Here is a 23,386-nt window from a genome sequence, read left to right as displayed (position 1 = left end):
TAAACCTAGTTTGTGCAAAGTTGCGTTGTGGCTTCCGCTACAATTGCACTTTATCTCCTCAATGAGCCAAACTATCGTGTTGTTACTGGTCGTTACCACCATTTTATGGGCATTTTCATTTAGCCTGATTGGCGAATATCTGGCAGGACAGGTGGATAGTTGGTTCTCTGTGCTAATGCGGGTTGGGCTAGCCGCGCTGGTCTTTTTGCCGTTCTTGCGCTGGAAAAACATCCACTGGCGGGTGATTCTGCTGTACATGGCCGTGGGCTCAATTCAGTTAGGTATCATGTACTTGTTCAGCTTCCGTGCCTATCTCTACCTGACGGTACCGGAATTCTTGCTGTTCACGGTGATGACCCCGCTGTATGTCACTTTGATCTATGATTTACTGCGCCGCCAGCGTCTGCGCTGGGGCTATGCTCTGAGTGCGTTACTGGCAGTAGTCGGGGCGGCTATCATTCGCTACGACCATTTGAGCGAGCATTTTTGGTGGGGGTTACTGCTGGTTCAGGCGGCAAACCTCTGTTTTGCCATCGGACAAGTGGGCTACAAACGCTTGATGGAAGTCCACCCGATCCCACAGCATGTGGCATTCTCATGGTTCTATATTGGTGCTTTCGCCGTCGCGGTTGTTGCCTGGTTTGCCTTTGGTAACCCACAAAAACTACCCACGACGCAATTGCAGTGGGGCGTGTTGGTGTGGCTGGGCGTCGGGGCTTCTGCGCTAGGTTATTTCATGTGGAACTATGGCGCGACACAAGTCGATGCTGGCACCTTGGGGATCATGAATAACGTGCATGTTCCGGCTGGGCTGCTGGTGAATCTGGCGATTTGGCAAGAAAAGCCCCATTGGCCCAGTTTTATCATTGGGGCCATTGTGATAATGGCTTCGCTATGGGTACACCGGCGTTGGGTCGCTCCGCATTCTTTACAAACGGCAGACTCTCGCAAGCGTGTTGCCGGGCCGAACGAATAAAAGCTTCAGTAACCGGTTGGCGCTGCTCTCCATCACGGACGGCCGCGTATAACCGGCTCCATAAACCATTTCCCAGCGTTTTAGTGACGACCAATCCCTGACGTTCGAAACTCTCTACCACCCAATGTGGTAGGGCGGCGATCCCCATGCGTGCTGACACCATTTGAATCAGTAGCAAAGTATTATCCACATTCTTCAGCGGCGGATTTACCCCCGCGGGTTGCAGGAAATGCCGCCAGACATCTAACCGTTGCCGCTGTACCGGATAAATCATTAACACTTCTTGCGCTAAATCTTCCGGCTCGATGCGGGCCTTATTGGCTAATGGGTGGTCTGGTGCCAGCACCAGACGCACCTCAAAATCAAACATTGGCGAATAGTGCAGACCACTGCGCGGCAAGATATCTGATGTCAGCACCAGATCCAGCTCCCCTTGCTGCAAGGCGGGTTGAGGATCGAAAGTCACGCCTGATTGGAAGTCCATCGCCACTTGCGGCCAGTTTTTGTGGAAGTTATCCAAGGCAGGTGCCAGCCACTGAATACAGCTATGGCATTCGATGGCGATGCGCAGCGCAGTTTGGTGCGGCTCATTGCAGGTTTGCAGTGCCTGTTTAATTTGTGGCAGCACTTGTTCTGCGAGTTGTAACAAGATCTCTCCCTGCGTAGTGAAACGTAGCGGCTGGCTTTTACGCACAAACAGACGGTAGCCCAGACGTTGTTCCAGATCGCTGAATTGATGAGACAAGGCCGATTGTGTCTGATGAAGTTGCGTTGCCGCCGCCGCCAGCGAGCCGGTATTACGCAAAGCTTGCAGGGTGCGTAAGTGTTTCAGTTCGATCATGAGAGTCCTTCACAGTGACAGTGAACAAAATGCGCTTGTGGATTATACAGTACCTGCTGATTATGGATGTGTAAACATCTGGATGGCTAAATGGGAAATATGACGATGACAATTTTAAATCACACACTGGGTTTTCCGCGTGTAGGTCTGAAACGTGAACTGAAAAAAGCACAAGAAAGTTACTGGGCAGGCAACTCCACGCAAGAAGAACTGCTCAATGTGGGTCGTGAATTGCGCGCCCGCCATTGGCAACAGCAGCAGCAAGCAGGTATTGATTTGGTGCCGGTCGGTGACTTCGCGTGGTATGACCATGTATTGACCACCAGCCTGCTGTTGGGCAACGTCCCAGAGCGCCATCAAAATACGGATGGTTCTATTGATTTGGATACGCTCTTCCGTATTGGCCGTGGCCGTGCACCAACCGGTAAGCCTGCGGCAGCGGCGGAAATGACTAAATGGTTTAACACCAATTATCACTACATGGTGCCAGAGTTCCAACTAGGTCAGCAGTTCAAACTGGGCTGGACTCAACTGCTGGATGAGGTGGACGAAGCGCTGGCATTAGGTCACAAAATCAAACCAGTATTGCTGGGCCCGGTAACGTATCTGTGGCTGGGTAAAGTTAAAGGCGAGCAGTTTGACCGTCTCTCTCTGCTGCAAAATATCCTCCCGGTGTACCAACAAGTGCTGGCTGAATTAGCGAAACGTGGCATTGAGTGGGTACAGATTGACGAACCTGCACTGGTACTGGAGTTACCACCAGAGTGGCTGGGCGCTTATCAACCGGCTTATCAGGCGCTGGAAGGCAAAGTTAAATTGTTGCTGACCACCTATTTCGACAGCATCGGCCATAACCTTGACGTTATCCGTGAGTTGCCAGTGCAAGGTCTGCATGTTGATGTGGTTGCAGGCAAAGATGATATTGCTGTTCTGGATACAAAATTGCCAAAAGGGTGGCTGCTCTCGCTGGGGGTGATTAATGGCCGTAACGTGTGGTGTGCTGACCTTAGCAACTGGTTCGAGCGCCTGCAACCACAGGTTAATGGTCGCCCATTATGGTTGGGTAGCTCTTGCTCCTTATTACACAGCCCGATTGATTTAAGTGAAGAAACACGTCTTGATGCAGAAGTGAAAAGCTGGTTTGCCTTTGCGCTGCAAAAATGCGCTGAACTGGCATTATTAACACAAGCATTAAACGCGCCGAGCGAAGCCAAACTGGCCGAGTTAGCTGCGTACAGTGCGCCGATCCGTGCCCGTCAATCCTCCAGTCGTGTTCATAATACGCAGGTGGAGCAACGTCTGGCGGCCATTACTGCACAGGATATTGAACGCCAACTGCCTTATGAAGGCCGCGCTGAAGCGCAGCGTAAGCGCTTTAACTTACCGGCCTGGCCAACCACCACTATCGGTTCATTCCCGCAAACTACTGAGATCCGTGGCCTGCGTCTGGACTTCAAGCAAGGCCGTTTGGATGGGAAAAACTACCGCACAGGTATCAGCGAACATATCAAGCAAGCCATTGCTGAACAGGAGCGTTTAGGTCTGGACGTATTGGTTCATGGTGAAGCAGAACGTAATGATATGGTTGAATATTTTGGCGAACATCTGGATGGATTCGTTTTTACCCAAAATGGTTGGGTGCAGAGTTACGGTTCCCGTTGTGTTAAGCCGCCAGTGATTATTGGTGACATCAGCCGCCCGCAAGCTATCACGGTTGAATGGGCCAAATATGCTCAATCGCTGACGGACAAACCAGTAAAAGGCATGTTGACCGGCCCGGTCACTATCCTGTGTTGGTCATTCCCGCGCGAAGATGTTAGCCGTGAAACCATCGCCAAACAAATTGCACTGGCGCTGCGTGATGAAGTGGAAGATCTGGAGAAAGCCGGTATTGGTATCATCCAGATTGATGAGCCTGCGCTGCGTGAAGGCTTACCCCTGCGCCGTGCCGATTGGCAAGCGTATCTACAATGGGCCGTCGATGCCTTTAAACTGAATGCGGCTGTCGCGCAGAATGACACCCAGATTCATACTCATATGTGTTATTGCGAGTTTAATGACATCATGGATTCCATTGCTGCGCTAGATGCTGATGTGATTACCATCGAAACCTCTCGTTCAGATATGGAATTGCTCGAATCATTCGAAGATTTTGCTTACCCGAATGAAATTGGGCCCGGCGTTTATGATATTCACTCGCCGAATGTGCCAAGTGTGGAGTGGATTGAAGCATTACTACGTAAAGCCGCTCAACGTATCCCGGCAGAACGTTTGTGGGTTAACCCGGATTGTGGTTTGAAAACGCGTGGCTGGCCGGAAACCCGCCAGGCATTGGCAAACATGGTACTGGCTGCGCAACGTTTGCGTGCAGAACAAGTCTGATGCTATCTCGGTCTAATCGTTAAATTCTGGGCGCATCTCGCGCCCTTTTTATTGCCGTTATTTCACTTCTTCAGATATGGGATTGGCGGCAACACCATGTTGATCAAACCAGTCGAGCATCCGCTGCCAGCCATCCAGTGCGGATTCGGCGTGATAACTTGGGCGGTAGTCAGCATTAAAAGCATGCCCGGCATCTGGATAAACAATGATTTCTGCATCGGCATTTGCTGCACGCAACGCCTGACGCATAGTATCGATATGTTCTTGCGTAATACTGCCATCTTTACCGCCATACAACCCCAGCACCGGAGCACTGAGATCGACCGCGATATCCACCGGAGATTTGGGTAACAGTAAGGTTTTTTCACCAACCAGTTTGCCATACCAAGCCACTGCCGCTTTTAACTGTGGGTTATGGGCCGCATACAACCACGCAATCCGCCCACCCCAACAAAATCCGGTAATGGCCAGTTTACTGGTATCCCCGCCATGGCGTGATGCCCAATGTGCCGCATGATCAAGATCTACCATAACCTGACGGTCTGGTACTTTACCCACCAGGTTTTTCACTAATGCATTGATATCATCATATTCTTTGGCATCGCCTTGCCGGAAGAACAGCTCAGGGGCAATTGCCAGATACCCCTGTTTCGCTAGTCTGCGGCAGATATCCTGAATATGTTCATGCACGCCAAAAATTTCTTGCACGACAATAACCACCGGATATGGCCCATTTTGCTGGGCCGGTTTGGCAATATAGGCCGGTAATTCATCGCCCTGAGACGGAATGGTGGTTTCCCCGCAGTGAATGCCTTGTTGATCGGTATGGCGGATCGTCGAGGCCAGTGGGTCTACCGCAGGGGTGAAACCGCCTGCCGCCTGCCGGAGAGTCATAAGTTGATCAGTTTTCACTGTAGTCTCCTTGCGATATGAGGAAAAACCTCTGGTTTAATTACCTATTGCGCCCTGTTTTTTGCTGTTGCCGAGTTTAACTATAGGTAATCTTTGAGATTAATGAGATCAGGTTTTTTGTAATTATAATTTTTGGTGATTCATATCTTGAATTTTATAACTCAGACTAATAGTTGATAGAGTTTAACAATCGATAGAAGTTAGCAATTGATAGCAGTTAGCAATTGATAGCAGGATATTGGTCTATCATTCCTGCTTATAGAGAAATATACCTTTCGTACTTGGCGTTGCAGTGGTGTTAGCTGCAACTGTAATCAGCTTGGGTATAATTGTCATTTCTCGCCAGCTTTGTCTAAAAAATAGTCTTAACTGCCATTAAATGTGATTTTTGTCACATTTAAAATGTATCGTGTAATTCATTTCTTTTGGCAAGGTGACTGTCATCACGAAATAAAGTGATAATTTTGAGTAAAGTATTTCTTTGCACCTCCCTACAACATCTCTCATGAAAGAGGACTCTCACACATGGCTAAATCTGACGTTTTTCACTTGGGCCTGACTAAAAATGATCTGCAAGGGGCGACTCTGGCTATCGTTCCGGGTGATCCACAGCGTGTTGAGAAAATCGCTAAATTGATGGATAACCCAGTACATTTGGCCTCTCATCGTGAATTTACTTCGTGGCGCGCCGAATTGGATGGCAAAGCAGTGATCGTCTGCTCAACGGGTATCGGTGGCCCATCGACTTCTATTGCGGTTGAAGAGCTGGCACAGCTTGGTGTACGGACTTTCCTACGTATTGGTACCACTGGTGCTATTCAGCCACATATTAATGTTGGTGATGTGTTGGTTACCACCGCCGCTGTACGTTTAGACGGAGCCAGCCTGCACTTTGCGCCGATGGAGTTCCCAGCAGTGGCTGACTTTACCTGCACCACTGCATTAGTTAATGCTGCCAAATCAGTGGGGGCGACTACTCATATTGGTGTGACCGCCTCTTCCGATACCTTCTATCCGGGGCAGGAGCGTTATGACACCTTCTCTGGTCGTGTTGTCAGCCGTTTTAAAGGCTCCATGGAAGAATGGCAATCTATGGGCGTGATGAATTATGAAATGGAATCTGCAACCTTGCTCACCATGTGTGCCAGCCAGGGCTTGCGCGCCGGCATGGTCGCAGGGGTAATTGTAAACCGCACCCAGCAAGAGATCCCAAACGAAGAAACTATGAAAGCGACTGAAAGTGACGCGGTGAAAATTGTGGTAGAAGCAGCTCGTCATTTGATCTAGGCCCGCCGTCTGAGCTAATAGCGACGATTGGCGAGTCAACAAACGGTCTGTTATCGGGTCAGTCTTCTGGCCCGTTTTTTATTTTTCCGGTTTATCTGCTAAGGTCATCACTCTTATAAAGAACAATAATAAGAGGAAAATATGACGAAAACTGCTCTATCCCATCCCTCCCTAATCGCACTTGATGGCGGTATTAATTTTCGTGACCTTGGCGGTAATCAGGCTGCTGATGGGCGGCGTATCAAGCGCGGATTGCTGTTCCGCTCAGGTTCACTCGACCGCTTAAGTACCAGAGATTGTGATTTCCTCAGTAGTGGCTCCGTCGCTCAAATTCTTGATTATCGCGATGCCGATGAAGTTCAGGCTAAACCAGATGTGGTGTGGACTGGCGCCAGTTATCACAATATTCCGGCCAACCCGCTGAGCAGTGAAGTCAATGCCAATTTGGAAAAACTGACTAACGAGACATTAGCGGCATTTGATGCCCGTGGTTTTATGTTAGAGCTTTATCGCCGGCTGCCTTTTAATAATCAAGCCTATAAACAACTGGTTGGATTGTTGCAAAATTGTGCATCTTCGGAGCATGCTGCTGCGGGTGTGGTACAACATTGTGCTGTCGGGAAAGACCGTACTGGTATTGGTTCTGCACTGGTGTTATTTGCCTTGGGTGCCGATGAATCGACGGTATTGGAAGATTATCTGTTGACTGAAACCACTCTGGCCCCTTTCCGTGAGCATATGCTGGCAGAGTTGGCACTCAAACTGAATGACCAAGCGTTAGGGCAATTCGCTTTTGTCTTATCGGCCAAAGAAGAGTTTATTCAAACTGCTCTGCGTAGTATTCAACAGCGTTATGGTAGTCGTGAACAGTGGTTGCAACAGGAGTTCGGCCTGGGTAGCGCTGAGCGCAAAAAGTTACAGTCCTATTTTTTAGAGTAGTGGTTTATCTACCCGCACTCTTTCTGATCTTTATGATATTGAGTCACCACTGGGTGGCTCTTTTTAACCGCTTAATGATACAAACTACCGCTTAACCAGATCGCTGATATTTCTCTTAGGGGTCAGGCGTATGTTAACGCCTGACAAATTCCCTGGAGAGAATGCTCATGCAACATGCGATTACCTTTGTTATCGCTTCAGCGTGTATCCTTATGATCTGCTACCGTTTATACGGTATCTTTTTTGTTCGTAAGGTTTTGCGCGTCGATGACAGTGAAGTAACACCTTCCCACACCTTCGAAGATGGTAAAGATTACGTTCCAACTAAAAAATGGGTGAACTTTGGTAGCCACTTTGCGGCAATCGCTGCGGCTGGTCCATTGGTCGGCCCTGTGCTGGCAGCCCAATATGGTTATTTACCTGGTTTTCTGTGGTTGCTGATCGGTTGTGTGATCGGCGGCGCGGTTCACGATACGGTTGTGCTGTTTGCTTCCATGAAACATCAGGGGAAATCCCTGTCGGAAGTGGCAAAATCAGAGCTTGGTCCGGTTGCTGGCTGGTGTACCGGTCTGGCAATGTTGTTCATCATTACTATTACCATGGCCGGGTTGTCGATGGTGGTGGTACATGCACTGGAACGTAACCCTTGGGGTACTTTCGCCGTGTTCATGACAATCCCTATCGCTATCTGCGTTGGCTTATGGGAGCGCATGACTGGCAGCATGAAGGGCGCTTCTTATGTCGGTATCGCTGCTATCATGGTGTGCGTATTTGTCGGCCCTTATATTGAAGGAACCTGGCTGGGCGATTGGTTAATGCTGAAAGCGGATACCGTCAGTATCATCCTGCCAATGTATGCTTTCTTTGCGACCGCCCTCCCTGTGTGGATGCTATTAACCCCTCGTGGTTATCTTTCCAGCTTTATGAAGATCGGTGTATTCGGTGCGTTGATTGTTGGAGTTGTATTTATTAACCCTGAAATTCAATTCCCGGCATTGACCCAGTTTATTCATGGTGGAGGCCCGGTGTTGGCAGGCCCAGTCTGGCCGTTTATCTCTATTACCATTGCCTGTGGTGCCATTTCTGGTTTCCATGCCTTTATCGGCTCAGGGACAACACCAAAACAGATCGACAAATGGAGTGATATCTTACCCGTCGGCTTTGGTGCGATGCTGGCCGAATGTATGGTTGGGGTTATGGCCTTGATCGCGGCAACCTCCTTGCATCCTGCTGACTACTTTGCGATTAACTCTTCCGCTGAAGCCTGGAGCATGCTCGGTATGGAAGTGGTGAACTTGCCAAAACTGAGTCAGGAAATTGGCCTGGATCTCTATGGTCGTACCGGTGGTGCGGTAACCTTAGCTGTTGGTATGACGGATATCTTCATTCGTGTGCCATGGTTCAGCAGTCTGGCGGCTTACTTCTTCCAATTTGTTGTTATGTTTGAAGCGGTATTTATTCTGACTGCTGTTGACTCCGGCACGCGTGTTGCTCGTTATCTGCTGCAAGACTTCTTAGGTGATATTTGGGCACCACTGAAACGTACTGATTGGTTACCAGGTACATTGGCATGCAGTGTTATTGCCTGCGCACTGTGGGGTTACCTGCTTAACTCAGGTGATATCAACTCTGTCTGGGCGTTATTCGGCGTATCAAACCAATTAATGGCTTCTGTTGGTTTAATCATTGGTGCCACTATTATTCTGCGGTTGGCAACCAAACGTATTTACATGCTGACCTGTGTTATTCCACTGGCCTATCTGTTTGTAACCGTAAACTATGCTGGTTACTGGATGATCACTCACGTGTATTTCAACTCAGCAGCTAAGGGCTACAATCTGTTCAATGGCATCATCTCGATTATTATGATGACACTGGGCGTCATTATCCTGATATCAGCACTGAAAAAATGGCGTGAATTGTGGATCCGCCGCTCTGCTGAAATGGCTGGCAATAAAGTAGTGACGGCTAACGCCTGATATCTTTGATTCATTGTATTAACCTGCACTCTTTCTTACTTGAAGTTGCAGTGTGGCTAGTGGCTCCGGCTTAAACGAATCACTGATTTGAGTCAGATTATTAGGATTCGTTCGTTGGCAGCCTTGCTGTAACGGCAATGATCTTGAGTCTATAAACGGTCGGAATCTTCCGGCCGTTTATTTTTTGTTAAACAAAGATCACGACACATTGGGTATGCTAATAGCAACTATGTTGCTAACAGGAAAATGCATGTGACCCTGAATGATGTCATTACTATCGTTATCGATTTTGTTCGTGAACACGAAGCATGGGCGATTCCTATCGTCTTTATTCTGGCTTTTGGTGAGTCCCTCGCCTTTCTTTCTTTACTGCTACCTGCAACGGTTATCTTGCTCGGATTGGGGGCGCTAATCGGTGAAAGTGGTATCTCTTTCTGGCCCATTTGGGCCGCTGCTGCGGCAGGTGCTTTCTTTGGCGACTGGCTCTCCTATTGGGTTGGTGTCCATTACAAAGACCGAGTAGGCACTTTGTGGCCACTTTCTCGCAATCCTCAGTTACTCGTTCGTGGCCATGCATTCTTTGAGCGTTGGGGATTCTTTGGCGCGTTTATTGGCCGCTTCTTTGGCCCACTACGCGCAGTTGTTCCTTTGGTTGCCGGGATCTGTGCTATGCCAAAGTTCTACTTTCAGTTAGCCAACATCACTTCCGCTCTAATTTGGGCCTTCGGTATTCTGGCTCCGGGCGCGTTCGGCATTCAATGGCTATCTCACTGGATAGATTAAGTACGTAAGTGGCACGCCGTTCGTCAATGGATAGCTGTTTTAACCTATTTGGGGTCGCAAGGTGAGCGTTTTTTGGACTGTGTGTTATTTATGCGCACAGCTTCGCAAGATAGCATGTAACGGAAAAACACTCTGGACATCCATACAGTATCCCCTTACCTTGACTGACAATAGGTTAATGGGGAGATAACCGTGGATATCAGTTTATTTTATGGACTGGCAGGCTGCCTTATCGGTGGACTTATTGGTTGGCTAATTGCCAGCTTGTACCAGCAACGGAATAAAGCGCAACAGGATATAGAACGGCGATTACTAGAGCAGTCCTTACAGCAGGCGCAGCAGAATATTGTCGAGCTACAAACTGCTTTACAGCGCAATGAGCAGCAATTACGGCAAGATGAATTGGAACAACGTAGTTTGCACAGCCAATTGGCAGCAAATGCTGAAAAACTGCAACAGTTAGCTCATTGGCGTAATGAATGTGATCAACTCAATCAAGAACTCCGTGCTCAAAGAGAAGTGAATAGCGCCCAAGAGGCGGAACTGCGCGAAGTCACTATCCGTTTGGAAGAAACACGTCTGACTGGCGAGGAAAAACAGCGACTTCTCATTAACAGTGAACAGCGGCTGACCACACAATTCGAAAATCTGGCGAACCGCATCTTTGAACAAACTGGCCGTCGTGCGGACGAACAAAATAAACAAAGTCTGGACCGCTTATTACTGCCTTTACGGGAACAGTTGGATGGTTTCCGCCGTCAGGTTCAGGATAGCTTTGGACAGGAAGCCAGAGAGCGCCACACGCTGACCCATGAAATACGCAGTCTGCAACAATTGAATGCTCAAATGGCGCGAGAAGCACTAAACCTGACTAAAGCACTGAAAGGTGATAATAAAACGCAGGGGAACTGGGGGGAAGTCGTTCTGGCTAAAGTGCTTGAAGCTTCTGGGCTGCGTGAAGGTTATGAGTATCAAACTCAGGTAAGTGTAAAGCTTGATAGCAACAGTCGTATGCAGCCAGATGTCATTGTGCGCTTACCACAGGGTAAAGATGTGGTGATTGACGCTAAAATGTCGTTGGTTGCATATGAGCGCTATTTTAATAGCGAAGATGACGCAGAGCGGGAAGTAGCACTCAATGAGCATTTATCATCGTTGCGCGCCCATATTAGAATGTTAGGCCGTAAGGATTACCAACAACTTCCGGGGTTGCGGTCGCTTGATTATGTATTGATGTTTATTCCGGTGGAACCTGCATTTCTGGTGGCCATTGATCGCCAGCCAGAGTTGATAAGTGAGGCACTACAGCACAATATTATGTTGGTTAGCCCGACAACATTGCTGGTGGCTTTGCGGACGATTACTAATTTATGGCGTTACGAGCATCAAAGCCAGAATGCACAGCGTATTGCCGATAGGGCAGCCAAACTCTATGACAAGTTACGCTTATTTGTTGATGATATGGAGTCGTTGGGGCAAAGCCTCGATAAAGCGCACCTAAGTTATCGTCAGGCAATGAACAAACTGTCGCAAGGCCGTGGTAACCTGATTGGGCAAGTAGAAAGTTTTCGCACTCTGGGGGTCGAGGTAAAACGGCCTATTAGCCCATTACTGGCAGAAAGAGCCAGCGCTGAGCATCAACCAGAAGGCGATTTAGCGCTATCTGATGATGCTGAGTCAGAGACATATCCAAAGCAATCAGGATTGCAGTAAGGCAACATGAGTGGCACCGCTGAGTTAGCTTATAATCAGTGACGCGGATGAGAGCTACTAATGCCGCTGTAGTTTTGTGTAAGAAGGATATAAATGATTCGGCACCGCTGAAGTATCAGGGTTAGTTGCATGGTCCTCTTCTGTATGATGTTGAGAATACTGCGAATAAGCAGTTACCTTAATACCAGGTGAGGTGGGGCTTTCATCGGAGTTCTGGTACACTTCCTCGAAAGATTGACTGAAAAGCAGGCACAGAAAATGGTAGATCAGGAGAAGGAAACCACTCATTTTGGTTTCCGCACCGTAGCCAAAGAACAGAAAGAAGGCATGGTGGCAGAAGTTTTTCATTCCGTAGCCGCCAAATACGATCTGATGAATGACCTGATGTCGTTCGGTGTTCACCGTATTTGGAAGCGTTTTACCATTGACTGTAGTGGTGTTCGGCGCGGTCAACGGGTATTAGATCTGGCGGGTGGCACCGGAGATTTAACGGCCAAGTTCTCTCGCCTTGTGGGTGAGCAGGGTGAAGTGGTTCTGGCTGATATCAATGAATCGATGTTGCGTATGGGTAGAGAAAAGCTACGTGACAAAGGTATTGTAGGTAATGTCAGTTATGTGCAGGCTAATGCTGAGGCTTTACCTTTCCCTGATAATTACTTTGATTGTATTACCATTTCATTTGGCCTGCGAAATGTAACCGAAAAAGAAAAAGCCTTACGCTCTATGTTTCGGGTATTAAAGCCCGGTGGTCGTTTGTTGGTTCTCGAATTCTCCAAACCACTTCTGGAACCTTTGAGCAAAGCCTACGATGCTTATTCCTTCCATATTTTGCCCAAGATTGGCGAACTTGTGGCCCAGGACTCTGAAAGTTACCGTTATTTAGCGGAGTCTATTCGGATGCACCCCGATCAAGAAACGCTGAAAGGCATGATGGTAGATGCCGGGTTTGAAAACGTAACCTATTCCAATTTAACCGGTGGCATTGTTGCGTTACATCGGGGCTTTAAGTTTTAACAGGAATATGGCTATGCCGCTAAAATCACTGATATCTAAATCCTTCTCACTGAAACCTATGTTGCTGTCGCAACTCATTACTGCTGCGATAGAAACATCATTAAACAGTGTGCTGTTTCGCGATAAAAGCATGAAGGCTGCACGTTTACGCTTGGTAGGAAAAGTCCTGCGGATCGAGTTACGTGAGATCAATTTTCCTTTGCTGTTGGTATTTAGTGAACGGCAGGTTGACGTGTTAAGTCAATGGGATGGTGATGCGGATTGCATAGTTAAAACGGAAGTTGCTGTGTTGGCAAAACTGCGGGATCGCCAGCAACTTTCACCTTTGATGCGTAGCGGTAAACTGATTGTTGAAGGCGATATACAAGTGGTTCAGCAAGTTGTCGCGCTTTTGGATCTTGCTGAGTGGGATCCGGCTGAGTGGCTGGCGCCCTATATCGGTGATATTGCCGCGGAAACCATCGGGCAGGTTGTGCATAAAAGTAGCTATTTTCTGAGTGGGCAATTGCAGCAGCAACAACACTATCTGGCTGAAGCAATAACCGAAGAATGGAAAGTGGCTCCAGCACCGCTGGAAGTGGTGTGGTTTAACGAAGAGGTTGATGCCACAGCCCGTGCAACTGAGGCATTGAATGCCAGATTGGCAACCATGGAGAAAAAATAATGACGCCAGGAGAACTTCGGCGCCTGTATCTAATTATTCGGGTTTTCTTGAGCTACGGGTTAGATGAGTTAATCCCGAATATCCGTTTGACGTTACCACTACGTATTGGCCGTCATCTGTTTTTCTGGTTGCCGAATCGACATAAAGATAAGCCATTGGGTGAGCGTTTACGCCTTGCCTTACAAGAATTAGGACCAGTCTGGATCAAATTTGGTCAGATGATGTCTACTCGCCGTGATCTCTTCCCACCGGAAATTGCCGATCAACTTGCCCTATTACAAGACCGGGTTGCTTCATTTGATGGCGCACTCGCACGAAAGTATATTGAAATAGCAATGGGTGGGCCATTAGAAACCTGGTTTGACGATTTTGATCAGCAAGCTTTGGCCTCCGCCTCAATTGCTCAGGTACATACGGCGCGTTTAAAAGAGAACGGTCAGGAAGTGGTCCTGAAAGTGATTCGCCCTGATATCTTGCCGATTATCAAAGCAGATGTGCGCTTGATGTACCGGCTGGCTGGCTGGGTACCTAAGTTGTTGCCTGATGGACGTAGATTACGGCCACGCGAAGTGGTGCGTGAATACGAAAAAACCCTGCTTGATGAGCTGAACCTGCTGCGTGAGGCAGCTAATGCTATCCAATTACGTCGTAATTTTGAAAACAGCCCAATGCTCTATATTCCCGAAGTCTATTCCGATTATTGCCGGGAAAGTGTATTGGTGATGGAGCGTATTTACGGCATTCCGGTATCTGATATTACGGCTTTAGAAAGCCAAGGTACCAATATGAAGTTGCTGGCCGAACGTGGGGTTCAAGTCTTCTTCACCCAAGTTTTTCGTGACAGTTTTTTCCATGCAGATATGCATCCGGGGAATATTTTTGTCAGCTATGAGCATCCTCATGATCCACTTTACATCGGTATTGACTGCGGTATTGTAGGCTCACTGAACAAAGCAGATAAGCGCTATCTGGCTGAAAACTTTATTGCTTTCTTTAATAGGGATTATCGGCGGGTTGCGGAACTGCACGTTGATTCAGGCTGGGTTCCCCGTGATACCAATGTTGAGGATTTTGAGTTCGCTATTCGCACTGTTTGTGAACCCATTTTTGAAAAACCACTGGCCGAAATATCGTTTGGACATGTGTTGTTGAATCTCTTTAACACTGCGCGCCGCTTTAATATGGAAGTGCAGCCACAGTTGGTTCTGCTACAAAAAACCTTATTGTATGTCGAAGGCTTGGGTCGTCAGTTGTATCCTCAGCTTGATCTCTGGACAACAGCGAAACCGTTCCTGGAAAGCTGGCTACGGGATCAAGTCGGTCTGCCTGCTGTTATCCGGGCATTGAAAGAAAAGGCACCTTTTTGGGCAGAAAAATTTCCTGAGTTGCCGGAATTGGTTTACGACAGCTTGCAGCAACATAAATTATTACAGCAAAGTGTTGATAAACTAACCACCCAGATGCAAGGTCAGCAACAACGTCAGGGTCAGTCACGGTATTTGTTCGGTGTTGGCGCTACACTATTAGTCAGTGGTACCATTTTATTTTTGGCGGATGCGGTAGAAATCTCTACGGGATGTATTATCGCAGGCGCATTGGCTTGGTTTATCGGTTGGCGACGAACCAGTTAATTTGTTTATTGCTAAGAGTGCCGGTTAATGGACGAGAGCATAGCTTGGGCGTTATGTATGAGTGTTATGTAAAAGTTGTTCAAGAAGTCATTCATCAGTTAAAAACGCTATGCGCGAGTTCAAAATGCGGTAAGTTAGATTAGTATCCAAAGAGGCAGTATGACGTATAATGCGGCCCTCTGTGGAATAACCCCTGTAATATAGAGGTGAATGTGATGGGCGGTATAAGTATTTGGCAGTTGTTAATCATTGCCGTGATTGTCGTTCTGCTGTTTGGCACGAACAAACTGCGGACTTTGGGGTCAGACCTGGGTGCATCCATCAAAGGCTTTAAAAAGGCAATTGGTGATGATCCACAGACTCCTCCAACTAACACTGATAAAACCAGCAATGATGCTGATTTTGCAAAATCGATTACTGAAAAACAGCAGCCGGTAGTTAAAGCTGAAGAGTCTAAGAGTCACGACAAAGAGCAGGGATAAGCTGTGTTCGACATCGGGTTTAGTGAACTGCTGCTGGTACTTGTGATCGGCCTAGTCGTGCTTGGGCCGGAAAGATTACCGGTTGCTGTAAGAACGGTTGCCGGTTGGATTCGTACACTACGTTCACTGGCGGCAACCGTACAAAACGAGTTGGCACAAGAACTTAAGATTCAAGAGTTGCAAGACAGCCTGAAAAAAGCAGAACAGGCTGGCTTGCAGAATCTGACACCGGAGTTGAAAGCTTCGATGGATGAACTTAAGGAAGCCGCAGAAGCGCTGAAACGTTCTTATCACTCAGACGTTAGCTCCCAGGCACCGCATACTATCCATAATCCACTGGTGACTGAGCCGGAAGCGATTCATGATGGTGTTACGCCTGCGGAGTCCGCAACTCAAGTTTCGGCATCACCGCAAATTCCTGATGTCGATAATGCGGGCGCGTTGGTGACAATTAAACCAACTGTTGAAACTGTGCCTGCTGGCGTTGAGAAACCCGTAGTTCAGGTTGAGGAATCTGTTAAGCCTATTCCTACTGTAGCCGGGGATCTTGTGACTGTTACGAATCCATCCGTAACCAAGGTCCAAACTACCGCAACTGACTCCCATAGCACTGATTCATTCAGTACTGAACAATCTCTAACTCACCAACCTGGCGGCGATCGGTAAACATGGCTGTTGATGATACCCAACCCTTAATCACTCATTTGATAGAACTGCGTAAGCGGCTATTGAATTGCATAATCACTATTTTGGTGGTTTTTCTGGTATTGGTATTTTTTGCCAATGATATTTATCACTTGGTATCAGCACCGTTAATCAAACAGTTGCCCGCCGGTGCCAGTATGATCGCAACAGATGTTGCATCACCTTTCTTTACCCCGATTAAATTGACCATGATGGTCTCGGTGTTTGTTTCCGCACCGATGATCCTTTATCAGGTGTGGGCTTTCATTGCCCCAGCGTTATATAAGCATGAACGCCGTCTGATGGTGCCGCTGCTTATCTCCAGCAGCCTATTGTTTTATCTGGGTATGGCATTTGCTTACTTTGTGGTTTTCCCGTTAGCTTTTGGTTTTTTTGCCAAAACAGCACCGGAAAGTGTGCTGATTGCCACGGATATCACTAAATACCTTGATTTTGTTATGGCGCTCTTTATGGCTTTTGGTATTTCTTTTGAAGTCCCAATTGCGATAATTCTACTGTGCTGGGCAGGGGTTACAACGCCCGAGGCATTGAAGAAAAAACGCCCTTATGTATTTGTCGGCGCTTTTGTTGTCGGCATGCTTCTCACCCCGCCAGATGTGCTGTCTCAGACATTATTGGCGATCCCGATGTATCTGCTCTTTGAGGTTGGGGTGTTCTTTGCTCGTTTTTATACGGGTAAGCAACGCCGGGTAGATATTGACGAAGAGGATGAAGAAGCGGATAGCCATCCGAAAGTGCCTTAAATCTGTGGGTATATGCCTGGATATTTTAGCCGCCCTTTGAGGCGGCTTCTGTTTTGGAACGTTCATGTTTGATATTGGTGTGAATTTAACCAGCGCGCAATTTGCCAAAGATTACGATCAAGTGGTCAACAGAGCCAAAAATGCTGCAGTTACCGGTATGCTTATTACTGGTACTGATGCTGAAGAAAGCCAGGCAGCACTGGAGCTTACCCTTGCCTATCCCGGCTACTGCTGGTCAACTGCGGGTGTTCATCCCCATCAGGCGAGTTGTTGGCAAATAGATGTTGAACAGCAAATCAGATTATTAGCAGCGAATGCGGCAGTAGTCGCTATTGGTGAATGCGGACTGGATTTTAACCGCAATTTTTCTACTCCAGTAGCACAAGAAGTCGCATTTACTGCACAGCTGGCGCTGGCTGCCGAACTCGAACTGCCGGTATTTTTACATTGCCGCGATGCCCACGAACGTTTCATTGCCTTGCTTGCGCCTTGGCTAGATAAGCTCCCCGCTGCGGTTGTGCATTGTTTTACTGGCACGGCTGATGAGTTGGACTCTTGTCTGGCATTAGGCTTATCTATTGGTATTACCGGTTGGGTGTGCGATGAGCGTCGTGGTCTTGAGCTGCGGGCGTTACTGCCACGTATTCCTGTTCAGCAATTGTTGCTAGAAACAGATGCCCCCTATTTATTGCCAAGGGATTTACATCCTAAGCCGGCATCCCGCCGCAATGAACCCTGCTTTCTACCCCATATCGTCCAGCAGGTTGCTGTCTGGCGACAAGAAGACCCTAAATGGCTGGGGCAGAAAACTGATGAAAACGCCCGCCGGATTTTCCGGTTGGTTTGAGTTAGGAGAACAAGATGAGCTATGCATTTCCGGGCACCTTCCCTGGTCGCCGTATGCGCCGTGTGCGCCGTCATGATTTCAGTCGTCGTCTGGTCGCAGAGAATCAGCTGACAGTCAATGATCTGATCTATCCGGTGTTTGTTATGGAGGGGACCAACCAGCAGCAAGCCGTCCCGTCAATGCCGGGTGTTTCACGTATGACGATCGATCTGCTAGTGAAAGAAGCTGAGGCCATAGCTAAGCTAGGTGTGCCGGTCATATCGCTGTTTCCAGTTATTGAATCTAGCTTGAAATCATTACATGCCGAAGAAGCCTATAATCCGAATGGCTTAGTACAAAGAACCGTGCGTGCGTTAAAGGACGCAGTACCAGAGTTAGGTATCCTTACTGATGTTGCTCTCGATCCTTATACAACCCACGGGCAAGATGGGGTAATTGATACCGATGGTTATGTCATTAATGACATAACTAAAGAGATTTTAGTCCGTCAGGCGTTATCACACGCCGAGGCTGGTGCCGAGATTGTCGCGCCAAGCGACATGATGGATGGACGCATCGGTGCAGTGCGCGATCAACTAGAGCTACAAGGGTTGGTGAATACGCAAATTATGGCCTATTCAGCGAAATATGCGTCTTGCTACTATGGCCCATTCCGTGATGCCATTGGCTCTAGCAGTAATCTGAAAGGTGGGAATAAGAAAACCTATCAGATGGACCCGGCCAACAGTGATGAGGCTTTACAAGAGATTGCTCAGGACTTGCAGGAAGGTGCTGATATGGTAATGGTTAAGCCGGGGATGCCATATTTGGATGTGGTACGTAGGGTGAAAGATACCTTTGGTGTGCCGACCTTCGCCTATCAGGTGTCAGGCGAATATGCTATGCATATGGCTGCCTTCCAGAATGGCTGGCTGCAAGAGAAACCAACCGTTATGGAGTCTCTGTTGTGCTTTAAGCGTGCCGGTGCTGATGGGGTATTAACTTATTTCGCCAAGCAAGTCGCACAATGGTTACATGACGATCATATGCAACGTTAAGCCATGGGGATGGTTGTTGATAAGGTAGGTACCGAGCGTGCCTACCTTGGCAGATATATTATTGCTTTTCGAATTGACGATTATCCAAACTTTGCATCACTTGGCTATTAAGCATGTTCAGTAACAACATTGAGCGCGCTTCACCGTCTGGTTCAGTATAAATCGCCTGTAACCCAGCAAAAACACCCTCAGTGATCGTCACGATATCGCCTGGAACCGGCACCTCTGGAGCAATGATTTTATCCGTTGTATGAGATTGCATCTCGGCAATAACAATTGCTGGGATCACAGCGGGTTGTGCGCCAAAACGGACGAAGTGGCTTACACCACGTGTTGCGCTGATTGTTGTGGTGTGAATATGTTCAGGATCGAACTCCACAAACAGATAGTTAGGGAATAAGGGCTCAGTCGCCTCAATGCGTTTCCCTCGCACTATCTTTTCGATAGTCACTATCGGTGTCCAGCAATCCACAGTTTGCCGCTCTAAATGTTCTTTGGCGCGCAAAAGCTGACCACGTTTACAATATAATAAATGCCAGTGTTTCATAATTTCACATGCCTTTAAGTACTACTTGGCAGCATAACAAAAGTAGAAGGATATATATAGAGAGGAAGAATACATCAGTCAGGATATATAGTTTGTTATACAAAGATTTAGTCTATTTTATATCGACAAAATCATATTTGTACTGATGATAATTAGCGATAAATTGCAGCATGATATTTTTTTGAGTGAGCCTGTATTCATTTTTAACAAAAAGACAGCAACTGCTATAAAGACAGCCTATAATGGCGCATCACATAGCCGCCGAAATGATCAGCATGAAATACCGTGACTTACGTGACTTCCTCTCGTTGCTGGAACAGAGGGGTGAACTTAAACGTATTAGCCAGCCCATTGATCCCTATCTGGAAATGACAGAAATTGCCGACCGTACCTTACGCGCCGGTGGGCCTGCATTACTGTTTGAAAACCCTAAGGGTTACACAATGCCCGTATTGTGTAACTTGTTTGGTACGGCCAAACGGGTTGCCATGGGCATGGGGCAAGAAGATGTCAGCGCCCTGCGAGATGTTGGCAAGTTGTTGGCTTTCCTGAAAGAGCCGGATCCGCCGAAAGGTTTCCGTGATTTATTCGATAAACTGCCGAAATTTAAGCAAGTGTTGAATATGCCAACGAAATGCTTGAGTTCGGCTCCTTGTCAGGAGCAAGTTTGGCAGGGCGATGATGTCGATCTTAGCCGCATTCCAGTTATGCATTGCTGGCCTGAGGATGCAGCTCCGTTAGTATCGTGGGGGCTGACTATTACGCGTGGCCCGCATAAAGAACGACAAAACCTGGGTATCTACCGCCAACAAGTGTTGGGTAAAAACAGATTAATTATGCGCTGGTTATCCCATCGTGGCGGCGCTTTGGACTATCAAGAGTGGTGTGAAGCACACCCCGGTGAACGTTTCCCCGTCGCCGTCGCCTTGGGCGCAGATCCTGCGACTATTCTGGCTGCGGTAACCCCGGTTCCCGATACGCTGTCTGAATATGCTTTTGCCGGTTTGTTGCGCGGGCATAAAACAGAGGTCGTAAAGTGCCTTTCCAACTCACTTGAAGTTCCTGCGAGTGCAGAAATTGTATTGGAAGGATATATTGAGCAGGGTGATATGGCGCCAGAAGGCCCTTATGGTGATCATACGGGTTATTATAATGAGATAGATAGCTTCCCTGTTTTTACGGTCACACATATTACTCAGCGCAAAGATGCAATTTACCATTCCACTTATACGGGTCGTCCACCGGATGAACCTGCGGTGATGGGGGTTGCGCTGAATGAAGTGTTTGTTCCTATTTTACAAAAGCAATTCCCGGAAATTGTTGATTTCTATCTTCCGCCCGAGGGGTGCTCATACCGGCTGGCTGTTGTAACCATCAAGAAACAATATGCAGGGCATGCTAAACGCGTAATGATGGGGGTTTGGTCGTTTTTACGTCAGTTTATGTATACAAAATTTGTTATTGTTTGTGATGATGATATTAATGCTCGTGATTGGAATGATGTCATTTGGGCAATTACGACCCGAATGGACCCATCCCGCGATACGGTGTTGATTGAAAATACACCAATAGATTATTTGGATTTCGCTTCACCGGTTTCCGGTTTAGGATCGAAAATGGGGCTGGATGCCACCAATAAGTGGCCTGCTGAGACTTCGCGTGAATGGGGGCGTCCAATTAAAATGGATGAAGACGTTCGCGCCCGTATTGATGCTATTTGGGATGAGCTCGCCATTTTCAGTGACAAAGAGACGAAACGCTAACCGGCGTCGATTTTGTCCTTGGTTTTGCATTTGATGACCCGACAGAGGGAAGGCATGACAACTTTAAGCTGTAAAGTAACCTCCGTAGAGGCCATTACCGATACGGTGTACCGGGTGCAATTGGTGCCTGCATCTGCGTTTTCTTTCCGTGCTGGGCAGTATTTGATGGTAGTAATGGACGAACGTGATAAGCGCCCATTCTCTATGGCATCCACGCCGTTGCAGCAAGACTTTATCGAGCTGCATATCGGGGCGTCGGAACTGAATCTGTACGCCATGGCAGTGATGGACCGTATTCTGAAAGAGAAAACGCTGGATGTGGATATTCCTCACGGAGAAGCATGGTTCCGTGAGGGCAGTGAACGTCCATTGGTCCTGATTGCTGGCGGCACTGGTTTTTCCTATGTGCGTTCAATTTTATTGGCGGCATTAGCCGAGCAACCTGACCGTGAAGTATCTATCTATTGGGGTGGGCGCGAAGCCGTGCATTTATATGATCTAAACGAGCTGGAAGCGCTGTCAATTAAGTATCCACAGTTGAAAGTTATCCCAGTGGTAGAGCAGCCGGAAGATGGGTGGCGTGGCCGCACAGGAACGGTATTGAGTGCTGTATTACAAGACTATGGCTCTCTTGCTGAGCAAGATATCTATATCGCTGGCCGTTTTGAAATGGCTAAAATTGCTCGTGAGCGTTTTTGTGCTGAGCGCGGCGCTCAGGAAGCGTATATCTATGGTGATGCTTTCGCCTTTATCTAATATACCAGTCATATTTGAAGCTGCATCGGTGTTAGCTGCCTTAATGCAACTTCAATTATTTTGGGTATATTAAAATTTTATCCATATTGTTGTTTGTATCGCGGATAAAAAAAGCCCGCCCCTGACAGGCGGGAAAACGGCAACTAAACACCAGGTACAGCGGTTATAAGGGCCTGTATTCAGGCCCTTAATATTTTTCAGATTAATTCGTTTGGAGGTTATACGCGTTCAAAAATGGTCGCAATGCCTTGGCCTAAACCGATACACATGGTTGCCAAACCGAACTGCACGTCACGGCGTTCCATCAGATTAAGTAAGGTGGTAGAGATACGAGCACCTGAACAACCCAGTGGATGGCCTAATGCAATAGCGCCCCCATTCAGGTTCACTTTGTCATCCATGCTTTCCAGCAGACCCAACCCTTTCAGGCAAGCCAGCGACTGAGCTGCAAACGCTTCGTTTAATTCAAATAAACCAATATCTTCCAAGGTTAGCCCGGCACGTTTTAATGCCAATTGGCTAGCGGGCACGGGGCCATAACCCATGGTTGACGGATCGCAACCCACCACGGCCATTGAGCGAATACGGGCTCGCGGTTTTAAACCTAATGATTTAGCTCGGGATTCACTCATGATAAGCATGGCAGAAGCGCCGTCGGATAATGCAGATGATGTTCCGGCAGTCACCGTGCCATTGACCGGATCAAAGGCTGGGCGCAATGCTGCCAAACCTGCGAGATTAGTTTCCGGGCGAATAACTTCATCGAAATCAAAACGTTTCAGGATACCATCAGCATCATGCCCATTGGTGGCGACAATCTCACTGGCAAAATGCCCCGTCTGAGTCGCGGCATAAGCGCGTTGGTGAGAGCGAACAGCAAATTCATCTTGAGATTGGCGGCTGATATTGTAGATTTTTGCCAGCATTTCAGCAGTTAATCCCATCATTCCGGCGGCTTTAGCCACAGTTCGGCCCATACCAGGATGGAAGTCCACACCGTGATTCATTGGCACATGACCCATATGCTCTACGCCACCAATCAAACTGATTTGTGCATCACCCACCATGATGGCTCTGGCACCATCATGTAAAGCTTGCATTGATGAACCACACAGGCGATTAACAGTAACGGCTGGTACGCTATGGGGGATTTCTGCCAGTAAAGAAGCATTGCGAGCGATGTTAAAACCCTGCTCCAATGTCTGCTGCACACAACCCCAATAGATATCGTCAATTTCGGCCGCGTTTAGCCCAGGATTACGGCTCAGAACCTCACGCATTAAGTGAGCGGAGAGATCTTCAGCCCGAACCTGACGGAATGCGCCCCCTTTGGAGCGGCCCATAGGTGTACGGACGGCATCAATAATGACTACATTTTCCATATT

General features: G+C 47.8%; 21 protein-coding genes. 17 read left to right on the top strand and 4 right to left on the bottom strand.

All coding sequences use genetic code 11. The annotated features are described in order from the left end of the window. Nucleotides 1–76 precede the first annotated feature (76 nt). Entirely contained in the window at nt 77–976 is a 900-nt protein-coding gene (locus V1953_RS19940; protein ID WP_032906902.1) for a carboxylate/amino acid/amine transporter, read from the top strand. On the opposite strand, the gene metR is transcribed toward V1953_RS19940, so the two are convergent. Then, on the bottom strand, nt 864–1,817 hold the full coding sequence (gene metR, locus V1953_RS19935; protein WP_083161998.1) for an HTH-type transcriptional regulator MetR: 954 nt from the start codon (nt 1,815–1,817) through the stop codon (nt 864–866). The two genes, V1953_RS19940 and metR, sit on opposite strands and share 113 nt — an antisense overlap. A gap of 105 nt (nt 1,818–1,922) precedes the next feature. Here metR and metE point away from each other — a divergent pair, with 105 nt between their 5' ends. Continuing rightward, nucleotides 1,923–4,199: a 5-methyltetrahydropteroyltriglutamate--homocysteine S-methyltransferase gene (metE, locus tag V1953_RS19930; protein ID WP_442851237.1), complete on the top strand. Its 2,277-nt coding sequence runs from the start codon at nt 1,923–1,925 to the stop codon at nt 4,197–4,199. A 57-nt stretch (nt 4,200–4,256) separates the two neighbouring features. On the opposite strand, the gene V1953_RS19925 is transcribed toward metE, so the two are convergent. Beyond that, complete coding sequence (locus tag V1953_RS19925; RefSeq protein WP_050312543.1) at nt 4,257–5,111, bottom strand: dienelactone hydrolase family protein; 855 nt, start codon at nt 5,109–5,111, stop codon at nt 4,257–4,259. 525 nt (nt 5,112–5,636) lie between these two features. Here V1953_RS19925 and udp point away from each other — a divergent pair. The 13 genes from udp to hemB all read left to right on the top strand — a co-directional run bounded on the left by udp (nt 5,637) and on the right by hemB (nt 18,935). Continuing rightward, on the top strand, nt 5,637–6,398 hold the full coding sequence (gene udp, locus V1953_RS19920) for a uridine phosphorylase (protein ID WP_005187884.1): 762 nt from the start codon (nt 5,637–5,639) through the stop codon (nt 6,396–6,398). 141 nt (nt 6,399–6,539) lie between these two features. Continuing rightward, on the top strand, nt 6,540–7,337 hold the full coding sequence (locus V1953_RS19915; protein WP_083162000.1) for a tyrosine-protein phosphatase: 798 nt from the start codon (nt 6,540–6,542) through the stop codon (nt 7,335–7,337). A 167-nt stretch (nt 7,338–7,504) separates the two neighbouring features. Beyond that, nucleotides 7,505–9,316, top strand: coding sequence for a carbon starvation CstA family protein (locus V1953_RS19910; protein WP_372560033.1), 1,812 nt, complete (start codon nt 7,505–7,507; stop codon nt 9,314–9,316). 252 nt (nt 9,317–9,568) lie between these two features. After that, nucleotides 9,569–10,099 carry a DedA family protein gene (locus tag V1953_RS19905; RefSeq protein ID WP_083164014.1) on the top strand — a complete coding sequence of 177 codons (531 nt, stop codon included), beginning with the start codon at nt 9,569–9,571 and terminating at the stop codon, nt 10,097–10,099. Nucleotides 10,100–10,291: 192 nt separating this feature from the next. After that, nucleotides 10,292–11,812: a DNA recombination protein RmuC gene (gene rmuC / locus V1953_RS19900; protein ID WP_193784764.1), complete on the top strand. Its 1,521-nt coding sequence runs from the start codon at nt 10,292–10,294 to the stop codon at nt 11,810–11,812. Between the two features lie 258 nt (nt 11,813–12,070). Beyond that, nucleotides 12,071–12,826, top strand: coding sequence for a bifunctional demethylmenaquinone methyltransferase/2-methoxy-6-polyprenyl-1,4-benzoquinol methylase UbiE (gene ubiE / locus V1953_RS19895; RefSeq protein ID WP_083162004.1), 756 nt, complete (start codon nt 12,071–12,073; stop codon nt 12,824–12,826). A 13-nt stretch (nt 12,827–12,839) separates the two neighbouring features. After that, nucleotides 12,840–13,490, top strand: a complete 651-nt coding sequence (ubiJ, locus tag V1953_RS19890) for a ubiquinone biosynthesis protein UbiJ (protein WP_083162006.1) — start codon at nt 12,840–12,842, stop codon at nt 13,488–13,490. After that, the gene (ubiB, locus tag V1953_RS19885) at nt 13,490–15,121 is read left to right on the top strand and encodes a ubiquinone biosynthesis regulatory protein kinase UbiB (protein ID WP_083162008.1); all 1,632 of its coding nucleotides are present in this window, start codon (nt 13,490–13,492) and stop codon (nt 15,119–15,121) included. Before ubiJ ends, ubiB begins: the two co-directional genes overlap by 1 nt. A 215-nt stretch (nt 15,122–15,336) precedes the next feature. Continuing rightward, entirely contained in the window at nt 15,337–15,603 is a 267-nt protein-coding gene (tatA, locus tag V1953_RS19880; protein WP_083162010.1) for a Sec-independent protein translocase subunit TatA, read from the top strand. 3 nt (nt 15,604–15,606) lie between these two features. Beyond that, on the top strand, nt 15,607–16,269 hold the full coding sequence (gene tatB / locus V1953_RS19875) for a Sec-independent protein translocase protein TatB (RefSeq protein WP_442851236.1): 663 nt from the start codon (nt 15,607–15,609) through the stop codon (nt 16,267–16,269). A gap of 2 nt (nt 16,270–16,271) precedes the next feature. Then, nucleotides 16,272–17,051 carry a Sec-independent protein translocase subunit TatC gene (tatC, locus tag V1953_RS19870; protein WP_083162014.1) on the top strand — a complete coding sequence of 260 codons (780 nt, stop codon included), beginning with the start codon at nt 16,272–16,274 and terminating at the stop codon, nt 17,049–17,051. 64 nt (nt 17,052–17,115) lie between these two features. Beyond that, nucleotides 17,116–17,898: a 3'-5' ssDNA/RNA exonuclease TatD gene (tatD, locus tag V1953_RS19865; protein WP_083162016.1), complete on the top strand. Its 783-nt coding sequence runs from the start codon at nt 17,116–17,118 to the stop codon at nt 17,896–17,898. Between the two features lie 14 nt (nt 17,899–17,912). Then, nucleotides 17,913–18,935 (top strand): porphobilinogen synthase, encoded by a 1,023-nt coding sequence (gene hemB, locus V1953_RS19860; RefSeq protein ID WP_083162018.1) that lies wholly within the window; start codon nt 17,913–17,915, stop codon nt 18,933–18,935. Nucleotides 18,936–18,993: 58 nt separating this feature from the next. Here hemB and rfaH read toward each other — a convergent pair whose 3' ends face one another. Further along, a complete protein-coding gene (rfaH, locus tag V1953_RS19855) occupies nt 18,994–19,482 on the bottom strand; it encodes a transcription/translation regulatory transformer protein RfaH (RefSeq protein WP_083162020.1) in 489 nt (162 codons plus the stop codon). Nucleotides 19,483–19,748: 266 nt separating this feature from the next. Here rfaH and ubiD point away from each other — a divergent pair, with 266 nt between their 5' ends. After that, nucleotides 19,749–21,245, top strand: coding sequence for a 4-hydroxy-3-polyprenylbenzoate decarboxylase (ubiD, locus tag V1953_RS19850; protein ID WP_083164017.1), 1,497 nt, complete (start codon nt 19,749–19,751; stop codon nt 21,243–21,245). Between the two features lie 54 nt (nt 21,246–21,299). Further along, a complete protein-coding gene (fre, locus tag V1953_RS19845; protein ID WP_442851235.1) occupies nt 21,300–22,001 on the top strand; it encodes an NAD(P)H-flavin reductase in 702 nt (233 codons plus the stop codon). A 218-nt stretch (nt 22,002–22,219) separates the two neighbouring features. Here the strand turns inward: fre and fadA are convergent, their stop codons facing one another. Further along, nucleotides 22,220–23,383 (bottom strand): acetyl-CoA C-acyltransferase FadA, encoded by a 1,164-nt coding sequence (fadA, locus tag V1953_RS19840; RefSeq protein WP_083162024.1) that lies wholly within the window; start codon nt 23,381–23,383, stop codon nt 22,220–22,222. Nucleotides 23,384–23,386: the final 3 nt, after the last annotated feature.

It is taken from the genome of Yersinia sp. 2541 StPb PI, from assembly GCF_052217145.1.
Lineage (GTDB): Bacteria > Pseudomonadota > Gammaproteobacteria > Enterobacterales > Enterobacteriaceae > Yersinia > Yersinia enterocolitica_E.
The sequence above is the reverse complement of the archived record's forward strand: the minus strand, read 5'-3'. Positions and strand labels throughout refer to the sequence as shown.